Below are 19,920 nucleotides of genomic sequence, written 5' to 3'. Positions count from 1 at the left end.
TACATATTACCAAGTGCCATTTTACAACGGGCTTTTTAAGTTCTGAGGTTTAAAGTAATACACACAACGCCATGGTCAGTGGTTAAGTCGTCTCGCTCATATTCGGGGTTAATTAAATGCCTGTCGTACGTATTATGGTTACTTACTTCAAAAAAACTATCATCGTAGCTTGGGTCAAACTCGCACGACAGTAAAATATAATCAAGCACTGAGCTGCTTGTACCAAAGTAGTGAGTTGCTTTACGCGTTAGTGGTGCTGTTTGAGCAGTGTTTTCACCATCACTGTTACTTGCTTGCTGAGCATTATCAGCGGTAATTACTAGTTTTTCAAATAATGCCCACGAGTCATACAAACAGTACTTAGCTAGGTAGGCTTTGGCATCCATTGCGGGCGCAAACCTTAATGTATTGGTTAGCAGGTGGTTAAGTACACCATCAGCAAGGTCGTTGTTAAAATCGCCCATTAATACCATGGGGTTTAGAGTCGCCTCTCGTCGGGTGATCATTTGTATCATGAGTAAAGTCGCTTCGCTGCCACGTTGAATTGTTGAGCCCCAACTCCCTGCTACATTCGCTTTTAAAATATCAACAATGTTTTGCTCGGCTGTTACCGCTTTATTGTGTTCGTCTACCTCAAGCATGCCCCGCTTAGATTTAAAGTGTACTACATAGCAATCTGTATCTCCTAAGTGAGGTAACGTAATTGTGGCCCTCAGTACCTTACGACTAAATGAAAACGCCTGTGTTAAACCAAGTGAGCATGCTAGTTCCTCATCATGCTCTACCGCTATTACATCAACAATCGGGTATTTAGAGGCAATACCAACAACAGGGTGCTTAAAAATAAAATCATCTATAACATGGGGTTTATCAACTACAGCAAAATGGTTATAACCTTGGTTTAGCATTAATTCTTTAAGTGACTCAATACTAAATATTTCCTGAAAACCAATTACATCGGGCTGCTGCTCGTTTATGTATTCGGTGATCCAGCGCTGTTTTCTTGCCCATTGCTCAGCGGTGTATATACGTTCAAATTCGTAATAGGCGTTAGGTGGTTCAAGGTAGTTAAACAAATTAAAGGTGGCTATTTTAAGCTCGGTATTATTAATTACAGGCTCTGTGGGCAAGTTGACTGGGTCGTCGTTTATTTTATTTGGGTTATTGATAACTAAACACCTACATTTAATACTGCAACGATTATAACGCAGGAAGGCCATATGCATAAGTCGTGAATTATTCTCATCTATAAATTTACTCCGTTTTTTTACGTTATACTCTTTGCCTAATTTATTAAATGTATTAGGTTTTATGAACTATTCACACTTTGGCAGCAAATTTACTCAACCCAATGGCATTACACAGCTAATGGAAGATCTTGGTAATGCTAAAAACAGTAATAACCCTAATTTAGTGATGCTTGGCGGAGGCAACCCCGCCTCTGTGCCACAAGTAAACACAGCGTTCATTAACGAGCTAAACCATTTAGTAAAAAATAATAAAATAGCGCAAATAATGGGCCTTTACGATGGCCCAACGGGTAACGATGAGTTTAGAGCAGCCCTTGCCAATCAGTTAACACAAGAATATGCGTGGAATTTAACAGCGAGCAATATTGCATTAGGAAATGGTAGCCAAGCTAACTTTTTTATTTTATTTAACCTATTTGCAGGCAAAATGGCTGATGGCAGCCATAAAAAAGTACTTTTTCCACTTGCGCCAGAATACGTAGGCTATGCCGACCAAGGTTTAACAGACGATATGTTTGTGGCCATTAAACCCGAAATAGAAATACTAAATACACCAAACGGCTCTAAACAGTTTAAATATGTAATTGATTTTGATGCGGTTAAGGCTGTACTTGCCAACGACAACAGCATAAGCGCATTATGTGTGTCGCGCCCTACCAACCCAACGGGTAACGTAATTACCGACGATGAAGTTCATCAGCTAGATTTACTCGCAAAGCAATACAATATCCCCCTTATTATTGATAACGCCTATGGCGACCCATTCCCTGGCTGTATTTATACCGATGCAAACCTAACCTGGAACTCAAACATTATATTATGTATGTCACTTTCAAAACTGGGCTTGCCAGGCCTGCGCACCGGTATAGTGGTTGCCAATAACGAGATTATTAAAGCAATTAGCCGTGTTAATGGCGCTATGGTGTTATCACCTAATAGTTTTGGGCCAAGCTTAGTCACCCGCTTAATCAAAGACAATAAACTACTGCCTCTGTGTAAAAATACCATTTTTCCTTTTTATAAAAATAAAGCACAGGTCGCTGTTAGCCTATTTGATGAAATATTTGATGACTTACCGGTTTATTTACATAAGGTAGAAGGCGCATTTTTTATGTGGCTATGGTTTAAAGATTCAAAAATAACCAGCGAACAGCTTTACCAAAAACTTAAAAAACAAGATGTGTATATAATTCCTGGCCACAACTTTTTTATAGGTATTGAAGATAGCTGGGAGCACAAACATCAATGCGTGCGTATTAATTACGCCACCGATGAAGCAACGCTCAAAAAAGGCCTAGAAGCAATTAAAGCACTCATAATGTAAATACACTTACAGTGTCATTATGAGTTTGATTGATGGCCTAATACTCGTTTAAAGTTTATGCAAACGCGTTCTATACCCTTTAAATTTATATATAAATTGGTATCCTACCCGCCCTTTTTTAGCATATGCTTACATAAAAGCACCCGTCAATAAGCGGCAATAGCTGCACCGTACTTATTTTAAGTGACGGCAATACACAACAGGCATCGCGTATAATTATTGGTTTTAAACGTTAGGTGTAACTTTAAATAGCAACATACAATAACACTATTAAGGTAAATTATGCGATTAGGTCCAGGATTACTCGTCACTGCTGCCTTCATTGGGCCAGGTACAATCACCACAGCCAGTGTGGCAGGCGCAAACTTTGGTTTTGCGCTTATTTGGACATTACTATTTTCAGTTATTGCCACTATATTACTGCAATCAATGGCGGCACGCCTTGGCGTTGCAACAGGCCAAGACTTAGCGCAAGCACTTAGGGCAAATATTCAAACCCCGCTATTTAAATCGTTAGCCATATTTTTAGTGATCAGCGCCATAGGTGTTGGTAGTGCAGCATACGAAGCGGGTAATTTAAGTGGCGCGAGTATGGGATTAATTGGCATATTTCCAAACGTTAATCCGCAAATATGGACCCCTCTAATTGCTTTTTTAAGTGCCGGGTTACTTTATAGCGGCAAACATAAAGTGGTAGAAAACGCACTTATAGTATTAGTGATTTTAATGAGCTTGGTGTTTATATCGACATTGATCATGGCTTCACCATCACTGGGTGATATATTGTCAGGCTTTACGCCAAGCTTACCCGAAGGCTCAATAACAACTGTTTTAGCGTTGGTTGGTACAACCATAGTACCGTACAACCTGTTTTTGCACTCTGGCGTTTTAGCAGCTAAGCACGACAGCAAAAGTGACTTACAAAAAGTAATTAAGCAAACCAATGTTGATACTGGCTTATCAATTACTTTGGGCGGTGTAATCACATTAGCTATTTTATCTACCGCGTCGGTCGCTTTTTATGGAACAAACGCAGGGCAAATTAGCGCAGCAAACATGGCAGTACAACTAGAGCCCTTGCTAGGTGATGCAGCCCATTACTTTTTTGCTATAGGGTTGTTTGCCGCAGGGTTAACTAGCGCAATAACCGCGCCGCTTGCTGGGGCTTATGCCGTATGTGGTATGTTAGGTTGGTCAAATGATATGGCAAGCACTCGCTTTAAAAGCGTTGCTATTATCATCTTATTATTTGGTGCTGCGGTAGCATCTCTTGGGTTAGACCCTGTCGCGGTTATAATATTTGCCCAAGCTGCTAATGGTTTATTACTTCCTGTTATCACTATTTACTTAGTGTGGTTAGTAAATCAAAAATCGGTCATGGGGAAATTTACCAACTCGTTTATTTTAAACCTAGTTACTCTACCTGTGTTAATGCTTATTTTTGGCTTAAGTAGTTACAAACTCATTGGTTTAGTTTTTTAATAAAGTATAAAAAGGGTTTTAAAAAGCCGCTGTTTACATTAAACAGCGGCTTTTGCTAAGTAACTAACCTTAAAAAACACTTAGTTTAACTTTGTGTTTTCAACTACTTTGATTAGTTGTGCAAACGCGTAACCGCCAATAGCGCCTGCAACCAACTGTAAATAAAAACCCCACCCTCTTGCGCCAGCAATGATGGTTATATTCATAATAGACTCAATCGCAATGAGCGCCGTCGCAAAAGCGGCTATACCCGCTATAACAAACAGCCCAGTACTATGTGCTTTTAATTTTTTATTAATAAACCAAGTCACTAAAAAAGCGATAGTGAGTGCAAGGGCAATAATAGCGCCATACGTAGGAAGTAAACCTAACCAATCTTCGAGTGTTAAATTAACACGGTCAGCAAACTCTACCACTACACCTACATTAACTAATTGATTGACAACGTATTGACTATGAAACAAGCTAGCAAGCGTAAACGTTAGTAACCAAGCAACTAAAAATGAAGGGAGTATGCGTGTTAAAAACAACATGGTTATCTCAATTTAAACTAAATAATTTTTTATACAGTAGCAAAGGCTTGCGCCGTAAACAATGCACCTCACTTTTTATACTATTCCTGCTCTTCTCGTTTAACGTCAATGCAAACAATACATTACCTAAAAAACAATATACAACGCAAACACTCGCTACACAGCTAAACTCGCCTTGGAGTATGGTGCAACTGCCCGATGGCACATGGTTAATAACCGAACGCGACGGCCACGTAGTGGTTATTAAAAATAACGAGCAAAGTAGAGTAAAATTACCACTTGAAGGTTTATACGTTGCAGGTCAAGGTGGTTTACTTGATATAGTACTCACGCCGAATTTTGCTAAGTCCAAAGAAATTATTTTTACCTACGCCCAAGGCAATCTTGATGCAAACAGGCTCGTAATAGCTAAAGCTACCTTCAACGGTACACGTTTTACAACGCCAACCATCATTTACAACGTAGCCACAGATAAAGACACACCACAACATTACTCTGGTCGCGCCCTTATTCTCCCCGATAACACTTTACTGTTTTCAAGTGGCGATGGTTTTGACTACAGAGAGCAAGCACAAGTAGTAACCAGCCAACTTGGCAAAACACTGCGCATTACAGCAAATGGCAAAACACCCAAAAATAACCCTTTTATTGACCATAAAAACCCAACAGCTCATGCAGTGTATTCATATGGGCACCGTAACCTTCAAGGTTTAGTGTACGACTATGACACGCAACAAATTGTAAGCCACGAACATGGCCCCGCAGGTGGCGACGAGCTAAATTATTTAACGGCTGGAAATAATTACGGTTGGCCAGTCATTACAAACGGTGACGATTACTCGCAAGCGCGCATATCTCCATTTAGAGACTACCCAGGCATGCAAAAACCAAGCGTAGATTGGACGCCATCAATCGCTCCATCGGGTATGGCGTATTATGGCTCTAAACACGCCGCATTCCCTTCGCTTCAAAAACATGTGCTCATTACAACGCTTGTAGATAAAAAACTCTACAGCGTTAATTTAGCGAATGCTAAATTCACCCAGTCGCATGTATTTCCAGAAGCAACAGGACGATTAAGAGATGTATTTGTAACTACGCAAGGTAATGTAGCAATATTAACCGATGGGAAAGATGCTAAGCTGATGTTGTTTAAAGCTGATTAATTCACAAAGAGGATTTGAGGCGCTCCGCTTTTAGAGAAATATAATGGGTTATATTAGGACGCTTTAGCTATTTGCAATTTGATGTCTGAAGTCAAGATTTGACCCCTTTATCTCATTTAGTTTAATTGTCAGTGTATTAGTACCAAAATCTAATATGGCTTGGTATTTTCTAAAAAATGGCGAGACTAATAACCCATGTATTGAATTGCCACCACCAGCGGCCTGAACATGGTCTAGGTCTAGTGATACAAACTGCGTACTTTTATACACCTGCCCTGCCAGTTCAAATTTTACAACGTCTGTTAAGCCCATTTCGTGTTCGGTTGTACCTAAACCTGCGTCATTTTCTTCGCTTAGTGCCTCTTGTATTCCAAGCTATTTAATACATGCTCTATCTAAAACAGATGCACCCGCCGCTGTATCTAAAATTAAACGTACTGTATGCCCATTTATTTCAGCCTGAACAATTTGATGACCTGTTTCTGATACTTCAAATTGCAAGCTTGTAGCTTTAGCTAATTCCATGAATGTTCCTTATTTAGGTTAATTAACTAACACTTTACTGCAGTTACCTTCCAAAACAACAGAATAAATAGTAAGCCAGTGGCTTTTCACTTACATCCCATTTGCAGTTAAAATATGGCAGAGATTTTTAAGCTAAAAAAACAAAAACTAATTTTTTTAGAGCCAGTTTATTAACAAAGAGGGTGAGAGGCGCTTCGCTTTAAGAGGAAAATAATGCACAAACTAAAGTTACTTCGAGTTAATTGCGACTTGATGTCTGAAGTCAAGATTTGCCCCCTGTATTTTCATAAGTGATTGCTCCCAACCTTTAATTATACGTACATTACTCAAGTTCCGGGATTGTTTTAAGCACAGCCTGATTATACATTAATAGCGCCTGTTCTTTAATTGGGCTGGGTAAGTCACAGATAATCTCCGGAATCTCACGTAACCCTTGTTCCAAACCTGATACCATTTGTGATTTTGTTACTTTTTTTGAAGTAACGAAATCCTCAATTTGTTTAAGTGATTGCTCCCAACCTTTAACTAACTCTCGGATAGTTTCATTGTCCAAGTTTTTAAACTCATCACTTAAGTCGAAATAGGCTTTTAAATATCTATCGAATTTCGTCATCCTCAAAATTTACACCTATATCGCAGTACGTATAACGCCCAAATAACAGGCTAAGTAATGGTTGGCTAAAATTGTGTAGCGAAGCGAAACGTAGCCAACTGTTACGTGTCCTAGTTTATTTTCTTGATACTCATTGAGCCTCCTCCCCAGCATCGCGATTATTCGCTACGCTGAAAAGGCAACCAACCTTACAGGAGAAAGCTCAATGAACTTTTACAATAACATGCATCCATATTATTGTGGAATCGATTTACACGCCCGATTACTTTACGTCTGTATCATTGATAATACAGGACTCATCCTTGTTCACAAGAAAATTAAAGATGACCCAGAAGCACTATTCAAACTACTAAAACCGTATATCGGTGACATTGTAGTTGGCGTAGAATGCATGCACTGTTGGTATTGGGTCGCTGACTTTTGTAAAGAACACACTATCGACTTTATTCTCGGTCATGCTTTGTATATGAAAGCAATTCATGGAGGTAAAGCCAAAAACGATAAAATAGATTCATATAAAATTGCCAAACTCATCCGTGGGGGAAACTTCCCACTTGCTTATGTGTATGACAAAGATATGCGTGCTACGCGCGACTTATTACGCAGAAGAACTAAAATTGTTCGCCACGGAGCTGATTTAAAAGCCCATGTCGCCAATACCGCCAGCCAGTACAATTTACCTGCCCACAACGTGAATTTAAAGAACGTCTGCGATAGAGAAAAGATGCGCTATTACTCCCCTGATCCCGTTGTGCAACGATCCATTAATTTAAATATGGCCATACTCGATTGCTACCACAATGAGCTTAAGCCTTTAGAGCATTATATTGAACAAATGGCCAAGCAACACAATCCTGTCCACCTTAATATCTTGCAAACAATTAATGGTATAGGCCGCATTCTCGCACTTACCATTATTTATGAAATTGGTGACATCAATCGCTTTTCAAGCGTACAAAAGTTCGCTTCATATAGTCGGTTAGTCAAATGTAAAGCAGAGTCTGCCGGTAAAATCTATGGCACCCAAGGTAACAAAATTGGCAATGCACATCTAAAATGGGCGTTCTCCGAAGCCGCAGTATTGCTGTTGCGTCACAATCACAACGCCAACAAATACCTCGAAAAACTACAAAAACGAATGAGCAAAGCCAAAGCACTGTCAGCGCTTGCGCATAAGCTTGGTCGCTGTGTTTATTATATGCTTAAAAAAGAGACGGTATTCGATGAAGAAAAATTCTTAAAGAGTTAGTCACGGTACTGAGTGAGCTGAACATCTAACTGGATATAAGGCTGAGCATCAATCAATTGGGCGAGTTAATAACCAACAAGTTTTAACCTGATTATATGCCTACAGACCTAAGCCACTTGTCTTGATTAGACGCTCAGTATGCGTGCGTTAATACAATGAACAAAGTCGCTTACACCTGACTTGAGCCTGAAACTAACTGGATCATAATGATGAAACCAGCCGCCTTGAATAGTGCCATGATGAGGTTAACCGATGAATGTCTAGTGCCCCAGCAACCCCAAAAGGATATGGGAAAAACCTGGCTGCGATGAGATCGCAATAAGAGAGCCTCTATATGTGTTTGCCGTAAGCTACTTGCTTAACAGCCGTATCGACAGACGAAGTAAACGAATTTGTTTATTGATTTAGAATTGACCGTCAATTTATAAAAACGGTCAAAAAGAACACTAATGCCTATTGACAGAGTTAAGGCTCATATGTGTTAGTTGCCTTTTGCACCGACTTAGAGAATGAATAAAGCTCGCCTAGTAAATGCATATATTTTTTATTTAATTCATCAGCATCAGGTTTCCAACAGAACTCACCTTTAGCATTGGTAGTTTGACCTAAAACTAAGTCATTTAAACTGCCCATACCGCCACTACCAGACATTATAATGTTGGCACAGTTTAAGTATTCACAAGAATCAAATGCAGATAAGGCTCTCTTGAAGTGCTTTATCCACCAATCTGATTTTTCATCTTCCAATAACGCGATCATATCTGTTATTTGGACTCGACTATTTTCGTACATGCTACCCCTAGGCAACTAACGCCTTGCTAAGCGGAAAATAATGGTTGGCTATAATGCGCGAGGGACGAGCCGCAGCCAACTGTTATTTTTCCGTTTGAGCAACTTGTATGGATAATACATCCATCTTAATTACTATTTAAACCTCTTTCGGGTAATGTGAGACCCAGGCTTAAGCAGCAACTTAAGCTTTCCTTGTCGTAGTTCGATTGAGCAAAGTCTCCTCTGTTGAGAGACCGATAACAAGAACGAACGCGACAAAGGACTCCAAGCACCACACTCGAATAGTCTACTGGGTCTCGAACCCGCATTATGCAAGTAAGAGTTAGCTTATTATGAATACAAAAACAAAGCAAAACATAAACATAGGTGTTGATACCGGAAAGTACCAACTCGATATTTATATCCGTCCATTGGACATTTACTTCACTGTTCCAAATGATGATAAAGGCATTAAAGAAGCCGTCAAAACGATTAAGAAATACAAGCCTGAGCGCATCGTAATTGAAGCCACTGGTAGGCTTGAAATGCCCTTTATTTTGGCTTGCGCTAATGCCAATTTACCTTTCACAATCGCTAACCCTATTCATGTTAAACGGTTTGCGGGAGCAATAGGCCAACGAGCCAAAACCGATAAGCTTGATGCGCAATTAATTGCGCATTATAGCGAAGCGATTAAACCTAAATTATCACAGCTTAAGCCAGATACCATGCAGGCAATGAGTGATTTAGTGACTCGACGTAACCAGTTGCTTACGATGCAAACAATGGAGAAAAATCGCTTACAAATAATGCCCAAAGCACTGGCGATGACAATCAAACCAGTACTAACTTTATTTAATAATCAGATAAAAAAGATTGAAGAAAAAATCGTTAAACTCATTGAAAGCTGCCCTGAATACCAAGCTAAAAATATGATATTACAGAGTATGACTGGTATTGGAAAAATAGCTGCTGCATCAATCATCAGTAACCTACCTGAACTGGGTTACATCAACAGCAAACAAGCAAGTAGCCTGATTGGTGTTGCCCCAATGAACCGAGAAAGTGGTCGATATAAAGGCCATCGAAAAATTCAGGGTGGTCGACCTCAAGTGAGAACGGTTTTATACATGGCGATGATGTCAGCGATGCAATCAAACCCAGTTTTTAAAGTAACATATCAACGTTTATTGGCAGCAGGGAAACCCAAAAAAGTAGCCATCATCGCCTGTATTAGAAAGATGATTGTGATATTAAATTCGATGCTAAGAGACGGTGTAATGTGGGAAGCGCCAAAAGTTAATAATTAACTATTGACGCCATAGTCTCTTGTTATGCTACTATTTTATATACACTTTTTATTTACAATATTTAAGAAATCATTATCCCAAACCAATTCTTGGACAGTTTTTCGTGTTGGCTTTGCCCAAAACTTATCAACTTTTTGCATTTCAAAAATACCAGCATCATAGACACCCCTGATCCTTTTAACATACTCAGCAGAGTCTTGTATTTTTAAAATGTAAGTAAGATCAACCGTCGTATCTCCATTAATGCTATCCCAACCGACAGCATGTATTTGCCCTGTCAATGTGCATTTTTCACTATTTTTACCCGCTGAAATCTCTTTGAAAGCAATTTTCACTTCAGATTGTATAATATTTTTAACCGGTTGCTGATATACAAATGCCTGATGACTTCCATCAGCATTGCACAGTAGGCAGCCAAAGCCAGATGTCATATATTGGCTTATATTTCGATGAGGTTCATATGTAAAATCACTAACAGATATGGTTGGAATATTCTTTTGAACCGTAATTGGTTTTCCTGAGTAGTTCCCAGTTAAATCATATTGAATTGGTTTAACAGAACAACCACTTAGTAATATTACAGCAACAACTAAAGCTTTTTTCATAACAGTTTTGTAAATCCTTTTTATATTGAATACACACCTAGATGTGATTTAGTAGCATAACGCCCACGTTAAGGGGCTTTTTATTAGTTTGCTAAAATTGTGTAGCGAAGCGAAACCGAGCAAACTGTAAAAAGTCCCACTTTAACTGCTTGTTATATTTACTAATAAAGATACTCTATTTTACCTTTAAAGTAATCCACACCTAACACTTCACATTCTTGAGATAATGAAACTTCAATATGCTTTTCATAGTAGCTTCCGCCATATTTCATATGCTCGATTTCCTTATAACCAAGAATTGATTTGTATACATAGCGCTGTACATAGTCTTCGCCTTTGTAGTCACCATAAGGAGCTGAATATATAGAAAACCCTTTTTTTAAGAATTGGTGATAATGCTTAGGGTATTTAGCCTTAATAGCTTGAGCCGCAACTATTTCTGCTTTTTCGTTAGAGCAATCTAATTCATGGTGCCCATCTAAAGCGCTTTTTACAAAGTATTCGTCATTCCATGGTTCATCAGGAAAGTTTGAACATCCAATAAGGAGCAATGTAAGAATTGAAATAAAATACTTTGATGAATTCTGCATAAGTCCGAGTAAATATAACAATTTTGTCTACGACATTTGTCGTTTTATAAACCGACAAATGTCCATATATTACAATGCATTTATCTTAACCATCAAATAAACACCTGTAAACAATTAGTTAACTGAAAATTATTTTTAATCAGTGCGAAAATACACCGAAATGGTGGAGATCAGTAATATTGGACAAAACAACAAATACTGTTTATGTATACAGTTAACTTTTACTAGAGATTCATAACATGAAATCACCTTTTTTAACTATGATAGCCGAACAAATGTATCTAAAGCGTTATGCTAAAAGTACCATTAAAGCGTATTTACACTGGATAGCTTCGTTTATTCGTTTTAACTCTATGAGGCACCCAACAACGATGGGAGATAATGAGGTCGAACTTTTTTTAAATCATTTAGTCAACCAACAAAATGTTGCTCCTAATACTCAAACACAAGCCTTAAATGCGTTGAGCTTTTTATTTAAAGAAGTGATTAAAAAGCCACTCTCATTATCATTAGGTTTTATTAAGAGCAAACGAGCAACTAAATTACCGGTAGTTTTAACGCAGCAGGAAATAAATAATTTTTTTAAAGTGTGCTCTGCGAAGCATTATTTACCCTGTGGACTACTTTATGGCAGTGGTATGCGATTAATGGAGGTACTGCGTTTACGAGTAAACGATATTGACTTTGACTATAACTGCATTCGAATTTGGGATGGCAAAGGAGGTAAAAATCGTGTTTTAACGCTTGCAGTAGAGCTCATACCGCAATTACGTTCTCAAATACAATTAGTTGATAGTTACCTGCAATTAGATCTGAAAAACCCCTTATATAGCGGCACTTACATGCCGCATTTGTTACGTAAAAAATATCCAAACCATAACAGACAATTAGGTTGGCAATATTTATTTTCATCACATAAATTAAGCATTGATCCTGAGAGTAAGCAGCTGAGGCGTCATCATATTGATGAAAAGCAATTACAACGCGCTGTTAAACAGACTGCTGACGATGCAAAAATTAGGAAACACGTTACACCACATACCTTACGCCATTCATTTGCAACGAAACTATACCCAAACCGCCTTAAGATGCGAGTTTCAGTTGGAATTAAAAGCGATTTAGGCAAGGCATTGATCGTAAGTAATAGTGGTTCTATTGTTAAAATCAATAACGCAGTATAAATCACATTTAAACCAACCCGTTGGGCGCTTCACAGGCACTTACTCTCATCGTTGTAACTTCTTAAAAGGGAATGCAATTATTGCAAGGTAACGCCTTGATATTTAGCCCCTGTGAAACGCTGAATTCTGCATCTTGAGGTAGTTTGGGTATATTACAAAGTGGCGCTGATATTCGCACGGTTCAGGCACAATTAGGCCATAGTGATGTGCGAACAACCCAAATATATACTCATATTTTACAACAAGGAGCCAATGGTGTTGTAAGCCCATTTTCGAGATTATAAAACCAGCAAAAGTTTTTAATTGTGTGTCACGCGTTAAAGTACGCCTTATACAAAAATAGCGTCGATAATGTATGAAGCCGATTCTTACACAATGAATTTCACTGCGAATTAATATCTCAGCTTTTACCTTTAACCTCGAACCTTTTCCTAAAACAAAAAAACCGCTGTTCGTTTAAAACAGCGGCTTTTCTACTTAAAACTTATAGCCAAAAAACTAATAGCTAAACCTTACGCTTTACCAATAACTTCAACTCCACCCATGTATGGGCGTAATACTTCTGGCACGACTACCGAGCCATCGGCTTGTTGGTAGTTTTCTAGTATGGCAACTAGTGTACGGCCAACGGCTAAACCTGAGCCATTTAGTGTATGTAGTAACTCTGGCTTTTTAGCCCCTTCACGGCGAAAACGAGCTTGCATACGGCGCGCTTGGAAATCGACCATATTTGAACAAGACGAAATTTCGCGGTAGGTATCTTGCGCCGGTAACCATACTTCTAAGTCGTATGTTTTAGCTGCGCCGAAGCCCATGTCGCCCATACATAAAATCACTTTACGGTATGGTAGTTCTAGTGCTTGTAAAATTTGCTCTGCGTGGCCTGTTAGCTCTTCAAGCGCTTGCATTGAATCTTCTGGTTTTACTAGTTGTACTAGTTCAACTTTATCAAACTGGTGCTGGCGAATTAAGCCGCGTGTATCGCGACCGTAGCTGCCCGCTTCACTTCTAAAACATGGTGTGTGCGCAGTTAAGCGAATCGGTAAATCGCTTTCGTCGTAAATCTCATCGCGTGCGCTATTAGTCAACGGTACTTCTGCTGTAGGGATTAAGCTAAAACCAGCTTGTTGTTCACCGTCGTCGTTTACTAGGCCTAACGTGTGGAATAAGTCGCCTGCAAACTTAGGTAATTGGCTTGTGCCGTATAGGCTTGCGCTATTTACTAAGTACGGTACATACATTTCTGTATAGCCGTTTGTGTCTGTGTGGGTGTCTAGCATGTATTGCGTTAGTGCACGGTGCATACGTGCTACTTGGCCGCGCATTACTGTAAAACGTGCGCCACTAATTTTAACGCCCATTTCAAAATCTAGGCCGTTTAGGTCTTGCCCTACATCTACGTGATCTTTTACTTCAAAGTCGTACTTTTTAGGCGTGCCCCAGGTAAGTATTTCAACGTTGTCGTCTTCATCAGCGCCTTCTGGTACTGATTCGTCTGGTAAATTTGGAATTGCTAAAGCAATGTCGTTAATCGCGTTGAGTACTTCGTCTTGCGCTTTTTTAGTTGCGTCTAATTCGCTGCCTAAGTTTGCCACTGCGTCTAATAGTGGCTGTGCGTCTTCGCCTTTCGCTTTTGCTTGACCAATGGCTTTAGCACTGGCGTTACGTTGACTTTGAAGCTCTTGCGTTTTTACTTGTAATGTTTTGCGTTGCTCTTCAAGTTCTGTCACTTTTGCAACATCAAGCTCGTAGCCACGAGCCGCTAAGCGTGCTGCAGTTTGCTCAACGTCTTGTCGTAAATATTTAGAATCTAACATGTTAGTTTTTTAACCTTTTTGCATTACCAGCTGAAGGCCCAGCCAAGCCATAAAAATACAGACCATCACATTTAAGATGATATTGAAGGCCATTTTAATAAAGTGACCTTGTTGTAACAACAACAACGAGTCCATTGAGAATGTTGAAAAGGTGGTTAATGCACCTAAAAAGCCAATACCTATAAGGGTTTTAGCGGGGCTTACAGTGATAATTTGTTTATCTATCAAACCGTATAAAACGCCCATTAACAATGAACCCAGAATATTAACCGCCAACGTGCCAAAAGGGAATCCCCTACCAAGGAGTTTTAGCATGGTTTCGCTAATAAAAAACCGTAAACAAGCCCCTGAGGCACCGCCAATGGCGATCATCATATAAAGTTTAATCATTTTCGTATCGTTTAAGTGGGCTTTGCGCATCGCGCTCTTTTAGGTAATCGAGTTTTTGTTTAATTTTTTGCTCAAGGCCGCGATCGGTTGGTAGGTAATATTCCTTGCCGTCCATTTCTGGTGGTAAGTATTTTTCGCCAGCGGCAAAGGCGCCCTCTTCATTATGCGCATAACGGTACTCGGAGCCATAACCTAAATCTTTCATTAAGTTGGTTGGTGCATTGCGTAAATGCTCAGGCACTGGGTAACTTGGCTCATTTTTGGCATCAGCTTTTGCTTGATTAAACGCCATATAAACCGCATTACTTTTGGGTGCGCTGGCTAAGTATAAAGTGGCTTGTGCAATGGCGCGTTCGCCCTCGCTTGGGCCTACACGCTGAAATATATCCCATGCGTTTAACGCTACTTCCATTGCCCGTGGGTCGGCGTTACCTATGTCTTCTGTGGCAATGGCAAGTAAGCGTCTTGCTACATAAAGTGGGTCGCCACCACCGGCTAAAATACGGCAATACCAATACAGCGCACCATCGGGTGAACTGCCTCGTACCGATTTATGAAAAGCCGAGATTAAATCGTAAAATTCATCGCCGCCTTTATCGTATTTAGCCAAATGCGTAGGCAGTACTTGACTAAGTACGTGTTCATCTACGTTGTATTTACCGTTTTGCTCACTCGTTAAATCAACCGCTTGCTCAAGTAGGTTTAATACTTTACGGGCATCGCCCCCACTTGCTTGGCAAAGCGCCTTTTTGGCGTTATTAGCAATAACTATGTTTTTTTGGTTTAGTTGCTCATCTTGCTCAAGTGCGCGCTCTATTACTGTGTATAAGTCGGTATCGGCAAGCGACTTTAAAACATAAACGCGTGCACGCGACAAAATAGCATTATTAAGTGCAAATGAGGGGTTTTCGGTTGTCGCGCCTACAAATATAAACGTGCCGTCTTCTATGTGAGGTAAAAATGCATCTTGCTGCGATTTATTAAAACGGTGTACTTCATCCACAAACATTAAGGTGCGTTGCCCGCGGCTTTGTAGGTTATCATGTGCTTGCGTTACGCTGTCGCGAATATCTTTTACGCCTGCGGTCACAGCCGACATTTGTATAAGCTCGGAATCGGCGTGGTTTGCAATAATTTGCGCCAAGGTTGTTTTACCCACCCCTGGCGGCCCCCACAAAATTAAGCTATGGCAGCGCCCTGCAACAATAGCTTGATGCAAAGGTTTGTCGCTACTCAGTAAATGCTGCTGACCTATGTATTCATTAAGCGTTGTTGGGCGCATTCGCGCCGCAAGTGGGCGTACATCGGGTCCAAAGTTAAAGCCTAAATTACTCACCGTGGCTTTGATCGTCTATTTCAACACCTTCTGGCGGTGTAAATTCAAATACTGTGGCGTCAAGCTCGGTGTTTACTTTGGCATCGTTAAAAGTAAACGATGAAAGTTGGCCCGAATTATCTGTCACTACTAATGTTGCAAGGCCTGCTTGATTATCCACAAACGTAATATCTAACTGCTCTACTTGACTTTCTACGCCTTTATTTGGCGTAACACTATAGCCAGAGTCTGTTGCTTGAACACTGTATTTTTCCCATTGTGCTGGGTCTTTTGAGGTAAGTAATACAAACGGCGTTGAGTCTATTAAGCTGTGAGTATTCATTATGGTTACTTGCTCAGCAAAACTGTCGAAGTAATAGGTTTTATCACCATTAGATACAAATAAGGTATCGTCTGGGTTGGTTTGTTCCCAGCGTATCATCATAGGTTGTTTAAGGGCGATTGTACCCTCGCCTTGCATTACGGCTTGGCCTTCTTTGTCTGTTACTTTTTGTGCAAACTGCGCTTTAAAGCTTTTAAGTGTTGCCAGTTTGTCTTGCAGTGCTTGGCTGTCGTCTGCAAAACTCGGTGCGGCAATTAAGCCACTTAATACTAATAATAAACTGTTTAATTTTTTCATTGGTTTGCTCCATTAGGTACTAATACATCGCGAGCACCATTATGACCTGGTGAACTTACGATACCTGATGTTTCCATTTGTTCTACTAAGCGTGCTGCACGGTTATAGCCTACGCGTAATTTACGTTGTACTGATGAAACCGATACCTTGCCTGTCTCAATTACAAATGCGACCGCCTCGTCGTAAAGTGGGTCTGACTCTTCATCTGCACTTTCACTTGCTTCACCGGGTAGTAAAATATCTTCAGTGGCATCGCCATTAAGAATTTCATCTATGTAATTAGGCTTAGCACGCGCTTTCCAATCGTTAACGACTGCGTGTACTTCGTGGTCATCTACAAATGCGCCATGCACACGCTCTGGCACGCTTGTGCCTGGCGGTAAATAAAGCATGTCACCCATACCTAGTAAGTTTTCGGCTCCTTGCTGGTCAAGTATGGTGCGCGAATCTATTTTACTTGATACCTGAAACGCCATACGCGTTGGTATATTGGCTTTAATTAAGCCTGTAATTACATCAACCGACGGGCGCTGAGTGGCAAGTACTAAGTGAATCCCTGCTGCACGTGCTTTTTGCGCTATACGTGCAATAAGTTCTTCTACTTTTTTACCAACAATCATCATCATGTCGGCAAACTCATCAATTACCACAACAATGCTTGGTAGTTTTTCAAGCTCGTCGGGGCCGTCCTTCATACCGTCTGTGTCTTTAAAAAGTGGGTCCATAATGGGGTAGCCCGCTTCTTTGGCATCAAGTACTTTTTGGTTGTAACCTTTTAAATTACGCACACCCAACGCTGACATCAATTTATAACGACGTTCCATTTCACCTACACACCAACGCAGCGCGTTAGCCGCTTCTTTCATGTCGGTTACAACTTCACATAATAAATGCGGTATACCCTCGTAAACCGAAAGTTCAAGCATTTTAGGGTCAATCATGATCATACGTACATCATCTGGGCCCGATTTATACAGTAAGCTTAATATCATTACATTAACGCCCACTGACTTACCCGAGCCCGTTGTACCAGCTACCAATAAATGTGGCATTTTACCTAAATCGGCACACACAGGTTGCCCTGCAATGTCTTTACCTAACACCATGGTAAGCGGTGATGGATTTTGCTCAAATTTAGGCGCATTTATTACTTCAGACAAGCGAACTATTTCACGGTGTTTGTTAGGCAGCTCTATGCCTATGTAAGTTTTACCCGGTATAACTTCAACAACACGTACACTAATAGCTGAAAGCGAGCGGGCTAAATCTTTTGATAAACCGGTAATTTTAGACACCTTTATTCCCGGTGCTAAATCAAGCTCAAATCGCGTTACAACAGGCCCAGGATATACACCAACTACTGTAGCTTGTACGTTAAAGTCGAGAAGTTTTGTCTCTACAAGGCGTGATACAACATCGAGCTCTTCTTGCGAAATTGGGTTTTTAGCTTTATCGGGTCTGTCGAGTAAATCAAGCGACGGTAATGGGCCTGGTGGCGGCTCTTGGTCAAGCAGTTGTTCAAACTTTTCTTTTGCTGTTGGTGGTGGCTGATACGCAGGCTTTGCTTTAGGCATAGGCCTTGCTGGCGATACCACTGTTGTAACTGGTTTTTCAGGTTCTACAACTTGGCTTTGATCAAGCGCGTTTAGTGCCGCTGCCGTATCCATTGGTTCATCATCTATTGCACTAAAGCCAATTTCTTGATCGAGTATATCGTCAAGCTCATCAAATGGGCTGTAGTCGTCGCTGATTTGTGGCTCTGTAAAAGGCGTTTGCGGTTTATTAATGGCTTTTTGAGGTGCGTCGTTTTTTGCCTCTACTGGCGCTTCAAGCTGCTCTGTGAGGTCGTCTTTAAACTGAGCATCTGCATTGTCATTATTCGTGTTTGCAGCAATTCGTTCTCTGTTTATCCAACCTTTTATGTACGAAGTAATAAAGCGATACAACCTAACCATTAAATCGCCTAGGTAATCTACAAAATCAACCCACGACACGCCCGTTAAAAGGGTTAATCCTGCAAAAAAGAAACACAATAGCAAAATTGATGTGCCGGTAAAATTAAACGCCGGCATCATGGCAGTCGCAATGACATCTCCCACTACCCCGCCTGATGAAAAATTATAAATATCGTCGAAGTTAATACTGCTAATTGCCGTAGCTGAGGTCACAAACAGGGCTAAGCCTATAATGCGAAGGGCTAATGTTGTGTAATCAAGCTGTAAAATACGGTGCGGCTGTTTAAATAATAAATAGCCGAATAACTGAATCGCCGCCGGAACTAAATACGCAAGCCACCCAAAAGTAAGCAGCAGTATATCGGCAACCCACGCACCGGCTGTGCCTGTAATATTTTTTACGTTTCTAAATTCGCCGGTTTGGGACCACGACGGGTCAGCCGGATCAAAACTGATTAAGGCACATAAAATAAATATTGCAGCAAAGGTACTGATAATCAGCCCTGTTTCTAATAGTCTTTGCACACCGTTTAGGCGCATAACTTCCTATCCCTCTTATTATTCTATTTATTACACTTCAACAGCAGTCAAATACCTTAGCAGGAAATGCAATTTGATGCACTTTATCTTAATGTGTATGGCCTGATTATGAACACGTTTTTATAAATTAGAGCCTGTTTATCTTTAACAGTTAAACTTATGCAATGTAAGGGCGAATAATTACGCCGTCTTCACCTTTTACTTCTTCCATAACTACATAGGTGCGACTTTCACTCACGTTTGGCAATTTTAAAAGAATGTCTCCTAATACACCACGGTATTCTGACATATCATTAACACGCGTTTTAAGTAAGAAATCAAAATTACCCGACACTAGGTGACATTCTATTATTTCTTCGTGCTTTTTTACGGCTGCACTAAACTCGTCAAATACGTCTGGCGAGGTTTTGGTAATCGTAACTTCTACATACACCGATAACCCCTGCCCTAACTTAGCCGGATCGACCACGGCTTTGTATCCGAGTATGTAACCTTCTCTCTCAAGCTTTTTTACGCGCTCTAGGCAGGGCGTGGCGCTCAGGCCAACTCGTCGGGCCAGTTCAACATTTGAAAGACGCCCATCGTGTTGTAATTCCATCAAAATTTTACGGTCTATTCTGTCTAATAACTGATGCATAAGGCTCACTAGTTTTTTATTCTGTTT

The 19,920-nt window shown here is 40.3% G+C and carries 20 protein-coding genes and 1 pseudogene; 7 read left to right on the top strand and 14 right to left on the bottom strand.

Annotation, left to right across the window (positions count from 1 at the left end; genetic code table 11):
- Nucleotides 1-35 precede the first annotated feature (35 nt).
- The gene (locus MTF67_RS13105; protein WP_248519771.1) at nt 36-1,076 is read right to left on the bottom strand and encodes an endonuclease/exonuclease/phosphatase family protein; all 1,041 of its coding nucleotides are present in this window, start codon (nt 1,074-1,076) and stop codon (nt 36-38) included.
- A 235-nt stretch (nt 1,077-1,311) separates the two neighbouring features.
- On the opposite strand from MTF67_RS13105, the gene MTF67_RS13100 reads away from it, so the two are divergent.
- Both MTF67_RS13100 and MTF67_RS13095 read left to right on the top strand, forming a co-directional pair.
- Nucleotides 1,312-2,574 (top strand): valine--pyruvate transaminase, encoded by a 1,263-nt coding sequence (locus tag MTF67_RS13100; RefSeq protein WP_248519757.1) that lies wholly within the window; start codon nt 1,312-1,314, stop codon nt 2,572-2,574.
- Nucleotides 2,575-2,856: 282 nt separating this feature from the next.
- Nucleotides 2,857-4,056, top strand: coding sequence for an Nramp family divalent metal transporter (locus MTF67_RS13095; RefSeq protein ID WP_248519756.1), 1,200 nt, complete (start codon nt 2,857-2,859; stop codon nt 4,054-4,056).
- Between the two features lie 80 nt (nt 4,057-4,136).
- Here MTF67_RS13095 and MTF67_RS13090 read toward each other — a convergent pair whose 3' ends face one another.
- Nucleotides 4,137-4,589 (bottom strand): hypothetical protein, encoded by a 453-nt coding sequence (locus tag MTF67_RS13090; protein WP_248519755.1) that lies wholly within the window; start codon nt 4,587-4,589, stop codon nt 4,137-4,139.
- Between MTF67_RS13090 and MTF67_RS13085 the strand changes: the two genes are divergently transcribed.
- Entirely contained in the window at nt 4,574-5,755 is a 1,182-nt protein-coding gene (locus tag MTF67_RS13085) for a PQQ-dependent sugar dehydrogenase (RefSeq protein WP_248519754.1), read from the top strand. The two genes, MTF67_RS13090 and MTF67_RS13085, sit on opposite strands and share 16 nt — an antisense overlap.
- A gap of 63 nt (nt 5,756-5,818) precedes the next feature.
- Here the strand turns inward: MTF67_RS13085 and MTF67_RS13080 are convergent, their stop codons facing one another.
- From MTF67_RS13080 to MTF67_RS13070, 3 genes are all read right to left on the bottom strand, one after another.
- Complete coding sequence (locus tag MTF67_RS13080; protein WP_010556394.1) at nt 5,819-6,067, bottom strand: hypothetical protein; 249 nt, start codon at nt 6,065-6,067, stop codon at nt 5,819-5,821.
- A gap of 63 nt (nt 6,068-6,130) precedes the next feature.
- Nucleotides 6,131-6,280 carry a hypothetical protein gene (locus MTF67_RS13075; protein ID WP_010556393.1) on the bottom strand — a complete coding sequence of 50 codons (150 nt, stop codon included), beginning with the start codon at nt 6,278-6,280 and terminating at the stop codon, nt 6,131-6,133.
- Nucleotides 6,281-6,602: 322 nt separating this feature from the next.
- On the bottom strand, nt 6,603-6,893 hold the full coding sequence (locus MTF67_RS13070; protein ID WP_010556392.1) for a hypothetical protein: 291 nt from the start codon (nt 6,891-6,893) through the stop codon (nt 6,603-6,605).
- Between the two features lie 205 nt (nt 6,894-7,098).
- On the opposite strand from MTF67_RS13070, the gene MTF67_RS13065 reads away from it, so the two are divergent.
- The gene (locus MTF67_RS13065; RefSeq protein ID WP_248519753.1) at nt 7,099-8,142 is read left to right on the top strand and encodes an IS110 family transposase; all 1,044 of its coding nucleotides are present in this window, start codon (nt 7,099-7,101) and stop codon (nt 8,140-8,142) included.
- A 465-nt stretch (nt 8,143-8,607) separates the two neighbouring features.
- Here the strand turns inward: MTF67_RS13065 and MTF67_RS13060 are convergent, their stop codons facing one another.
- On the bottom strand, nt 8,608-8,934 hold the full coding sequence (locus MTF67_RS13060) for a hypothetical protein (protein WP_248519752.1): 327 nt from the start codon (nt 8,932-8,934) through the stop codon (nt 8,608-8,610).
- Between the two features lie 332 nt (nt 8,935-9,266).
- On the opposite strand from MTF67_RS13060, the gene MTF67_RS13055 reads away from it, so the two are divergent.
- Nucleotides 9,267-10,223, top strand: a complete 957-nt coding sequence (locus MTF67_RS13055) for an IS110 family transposase (RefSeq protein ID WP_248519751.1) — start codon at nt 9,267-9,269, stop codon at nt 10,221-10,223.
- 35 nt (nt 10,224-10,258) lie between these two features.
- On the opposite strand, the gene MTF67_RS13050 is transcribed toward MTF67_RS13055, so the two are convergent.
- Together MTF67_RS13050 and MTF67_RS13045 are read right to left on the bottom strand one after the other, a co-directional pair.
- Nucleotides 10,259-10,828 (bottom strand): hypothetical protein, encoded by a 570-nt coding sequence (locus MTF67_RS13050; RefSeq protein ID WP_076920696.1) that lies wholly within the window; start codon nt 10,826-10,828, stop codon nt 10,259-10,261.
- 161 nt (nt 10,829-10,989) lie between these two features.
- Nucleotides 10,990-11,418 carry a hypothetical protein gene (locus tag MTF67_RS13045; RefSeq protein ID WP_248519750.1) on the bottom strand — a complete coding sequence of 143 codons (429 nt, stop codon included), beginning with the start codon at nt 11,416-11,418 and terminating at the stop codon, nt 10,990-10,992.
- A gap of 239 nt (nt 11,419-11,657) precedes the next feature.
- On the opposite strand from MTF67_RS13045, the gene MTF67_RS13040 reads away from it, so the two are divergent.
- Both MTF67_RS13040 and MTF67_RS13035 read left to right on the top strand, forming a co-directional pair.
- A complete protein-coding gene (locus MTF67_RS13040) occupies nt 11,658-12,599 on the top strand; it encodes an integron integrase (protein WP_248519749.1) in 942 nt (313 codons plus the stop codon).
- A gap of 149 nt (nt 12,600-12,748) precedes the next feature.
- A pseudogene (locus MTF67_RS13035) lies at nt 12,749-12,883 on the top strand (tyrosine-type recombinase/integrase); the annotation flags it as partial.
- A gap of 228 nt (nt 12,884-13,111) precedes the next feature.
- Here MTF67_RS13035 and serS read toward each other — a convergent pair.
- The 6 genes from serS to lrp form a co-directional block, all read right to left on the bottom strand.
- Entirely contained in the window at nt 13,112-14,416 is a 1,305-nt protein-coding gene (serS, locus tag MTF67_RS13030) for a serine--tRNA ligase (protein ID WP_039037119.1), read from the bottom strand.
- A 9-nt stretch (nt 14,417-14,425) separates the two neighbouring features.
- Nucleotides 14,426-14,806, bottom strand: a complete 381-nt coding sequence (gene crcB / locus MTF67_RS13025) for a fluoride efflux transporter CrcB (protein WP_248519748.1) — start codon at nt 14,804-14,806, stop codon at nt 14,426-14,428.
- Complete coding sequence (locus MTF67_RS13020; protein WP_248519747.1) at nt 14,799-16,142, bottom strand: replication-associated recombination protein A; 1,344 nt, start codon at nt 16,140-16,142, stop codon at nt 14,799-14,801. The genes crcB and MTF67_RS13020 overlap by 8 nt, the downstream gene beginning before the upstream one ends.
- Nucleotides 16,135-16,761 (bottom strand): outer membrane lipoprotein chaperone LolA, encoded by a 627-nt coding sequence (gene lolA, locus MTF67_RS13015; RefSeq protein ID WP_008127235.1) that lies wholly within the window; start codon nt 16,759-16,761, stop codon nt 16,135-16,137. The genes MTF67_RS13020 and lolA overlap by 8 nt, the downstream gene beginning before the upstream one ends.
- A complete protein-coding gene (locus MTF67_RS13010; protein WP_248519746.1) occupies nt 16,758-19,256 on the bottom strand; it encodes a DNA translocase FtsK 4TM domain-containing protein in 2,499 nt (832 codons plus the stop codon). The genes lolA and MTF67_RS13010 overlap by 4 nt, the downstream gene beginning before the upstream one ends.
- A gap of 157 nt (nt 19,257-19,413) precedes the next feature.
- Nucleotides 19,414-19,893, bottom strand: a complete 480-nt coding sequence (lrp, locus tag MTF67_RS13005; protein ID WP_006792871.1) for a leucine-responsive transcriptional regulator Lrp — start codon at nt 19,891-19,893, stop codon at nt 19,414-19,416.
- Nucleotides 19,894-19,920 lie beyond the last annotated feature (27 nt).

It is taken from the genome of Pseudoalteromonas sp. 2CM32C (assembly GCF_023161925.1).
GTDB lineage: Bacteria > Pseudomonadota > Gammaproteobacteria > Enterobacterales > Alteromonadaceae > Pseudoalteromonas > Pseudoalteromonas marina.
Note: the sequence above shows the minus strand (reverse complement) of the source record. Positions and strands in the feature narration are given on the sequence as shown.

Excerpts from the sequence above, each read along its gene's own strand:
- MTF67_RS13065 (WP_248519753.1), top strand. The coding sequence starts at position 7,099 with ATGAACTTTTACAATAACATGCATCCATATTATTGTGGAATCGATTTA.
- MTF67_RS13100 (WP_248519757.1), top strand. The coding sequence starts at position 1,312 with ATGAACTATTCACACTTTGGCAGCAAATTTACTCAACCCAATGGCATT.
- MTF67_RS13090 (WP_248519755.1), bottom strand. The coding sequence starts at position 4,589 with ATGTTGTTTTTAACACGCATACTCCCTTCATTTTTAGTTGCTTGGTTA.
- crcB (WP_248519748.1), bottom strand. The coding sequence starts at position 14,806 with ATGATTAAACTTTATATGATGATCGCCATTGGCGGTGCCTCAGGGGCT.
- lolA (WP_008127235.1), bottom strand. The coding sequence starts at position 16,761 with ATGAAAAAATTAAACAGTTTATTATTAGTATTAAGTGGCTTAATTGCC.
- MTF67_RS13070 (WP_010556392.1), bottom strand. The coding sequence starts at position 6,893 with ATGACGAAATTCGATAGATATTTAAAAGCCTATTTCGACTTAAGTGAT.
- MTF67_RS13075 (WP_010556393.1), bottom strand. The coding sequence starts at position 6,280 with ATGGAATTAGCTAAAGCTACAAGCTTGCAATTTGAAGTATCAGAAACA.
- MTF67_RS13055 (WP_248519751.1), top strand. The coding sequence starts at position 9,267 with ATGAATACAAAAACAAAGCAAAACATAAACATAGGTGTTGATACCGGA.
- serS (WP_039037119.1), bottom strand. The coding sequence starts at position 14,416 with ATGTTAGATTCTAAATATTTACGACAAGACGTTGAGCAAACTGCAGCA.
- MTF67_RS13010 (WP_248519746.1), bottom strand. The coding sequence starts at position 19,256 with ATGCGCCTAAACGGTGTGCAAAGACTATTAGAAACAGGGCTGATTATC.
- lrp (WP_006792871.1), bottom strand. The coding sequence starts at position 19,893 with ATGCATCAGTTATTAGACAGAATAGACCGTAAAATTTTGATGGAATTA.
- MTF67_RS13045 (WP_248519750.1), bottom strand. The coding sequence starts at position 11,418 with ATGCAGAATTCATCAAAGTATTTTATTTCAATTCTTACATTGCTCCTT.
- MTF67_RS13050 (WP_076920696.1), bottom strand. The coding sequence starts at position 10,828 with ATGAAAAAAGCTTTAGTTGTTGCTGTAATATTACTAAGTGGTTGTTCT.
- MTF67_RS13095 (WP_248519756.1), top strand. The coding sequence starts at position 2,857 with ATGCGATTAGGTCCAGGATTACTCGTCACTGCTGCCTTCATTGGGCCA.
- MTF67_RS13060 (WP_248519752.1), bottom strand. The coding sequence starts at position 8,934 with ATGTACGAAAATAGTCGAGTCCAAATAACAGATATGATCGCGTTATTG.
- MTF67_RS13040 (WP_248519749.1), top strand. The coding sequence starts at position 11,658 with ATGAAATCACCTTTTTTAACTATGATAGCCGAACAAATGTATCTAAAG.
- MTF67_RS13080 (WP_010556394.1), bottom strand. The coding sequence starts at position 6,067 with ATGGGCTTAACAGACGTTGTAAAATTTGAACTGGCAGGGCAGGTGTAT.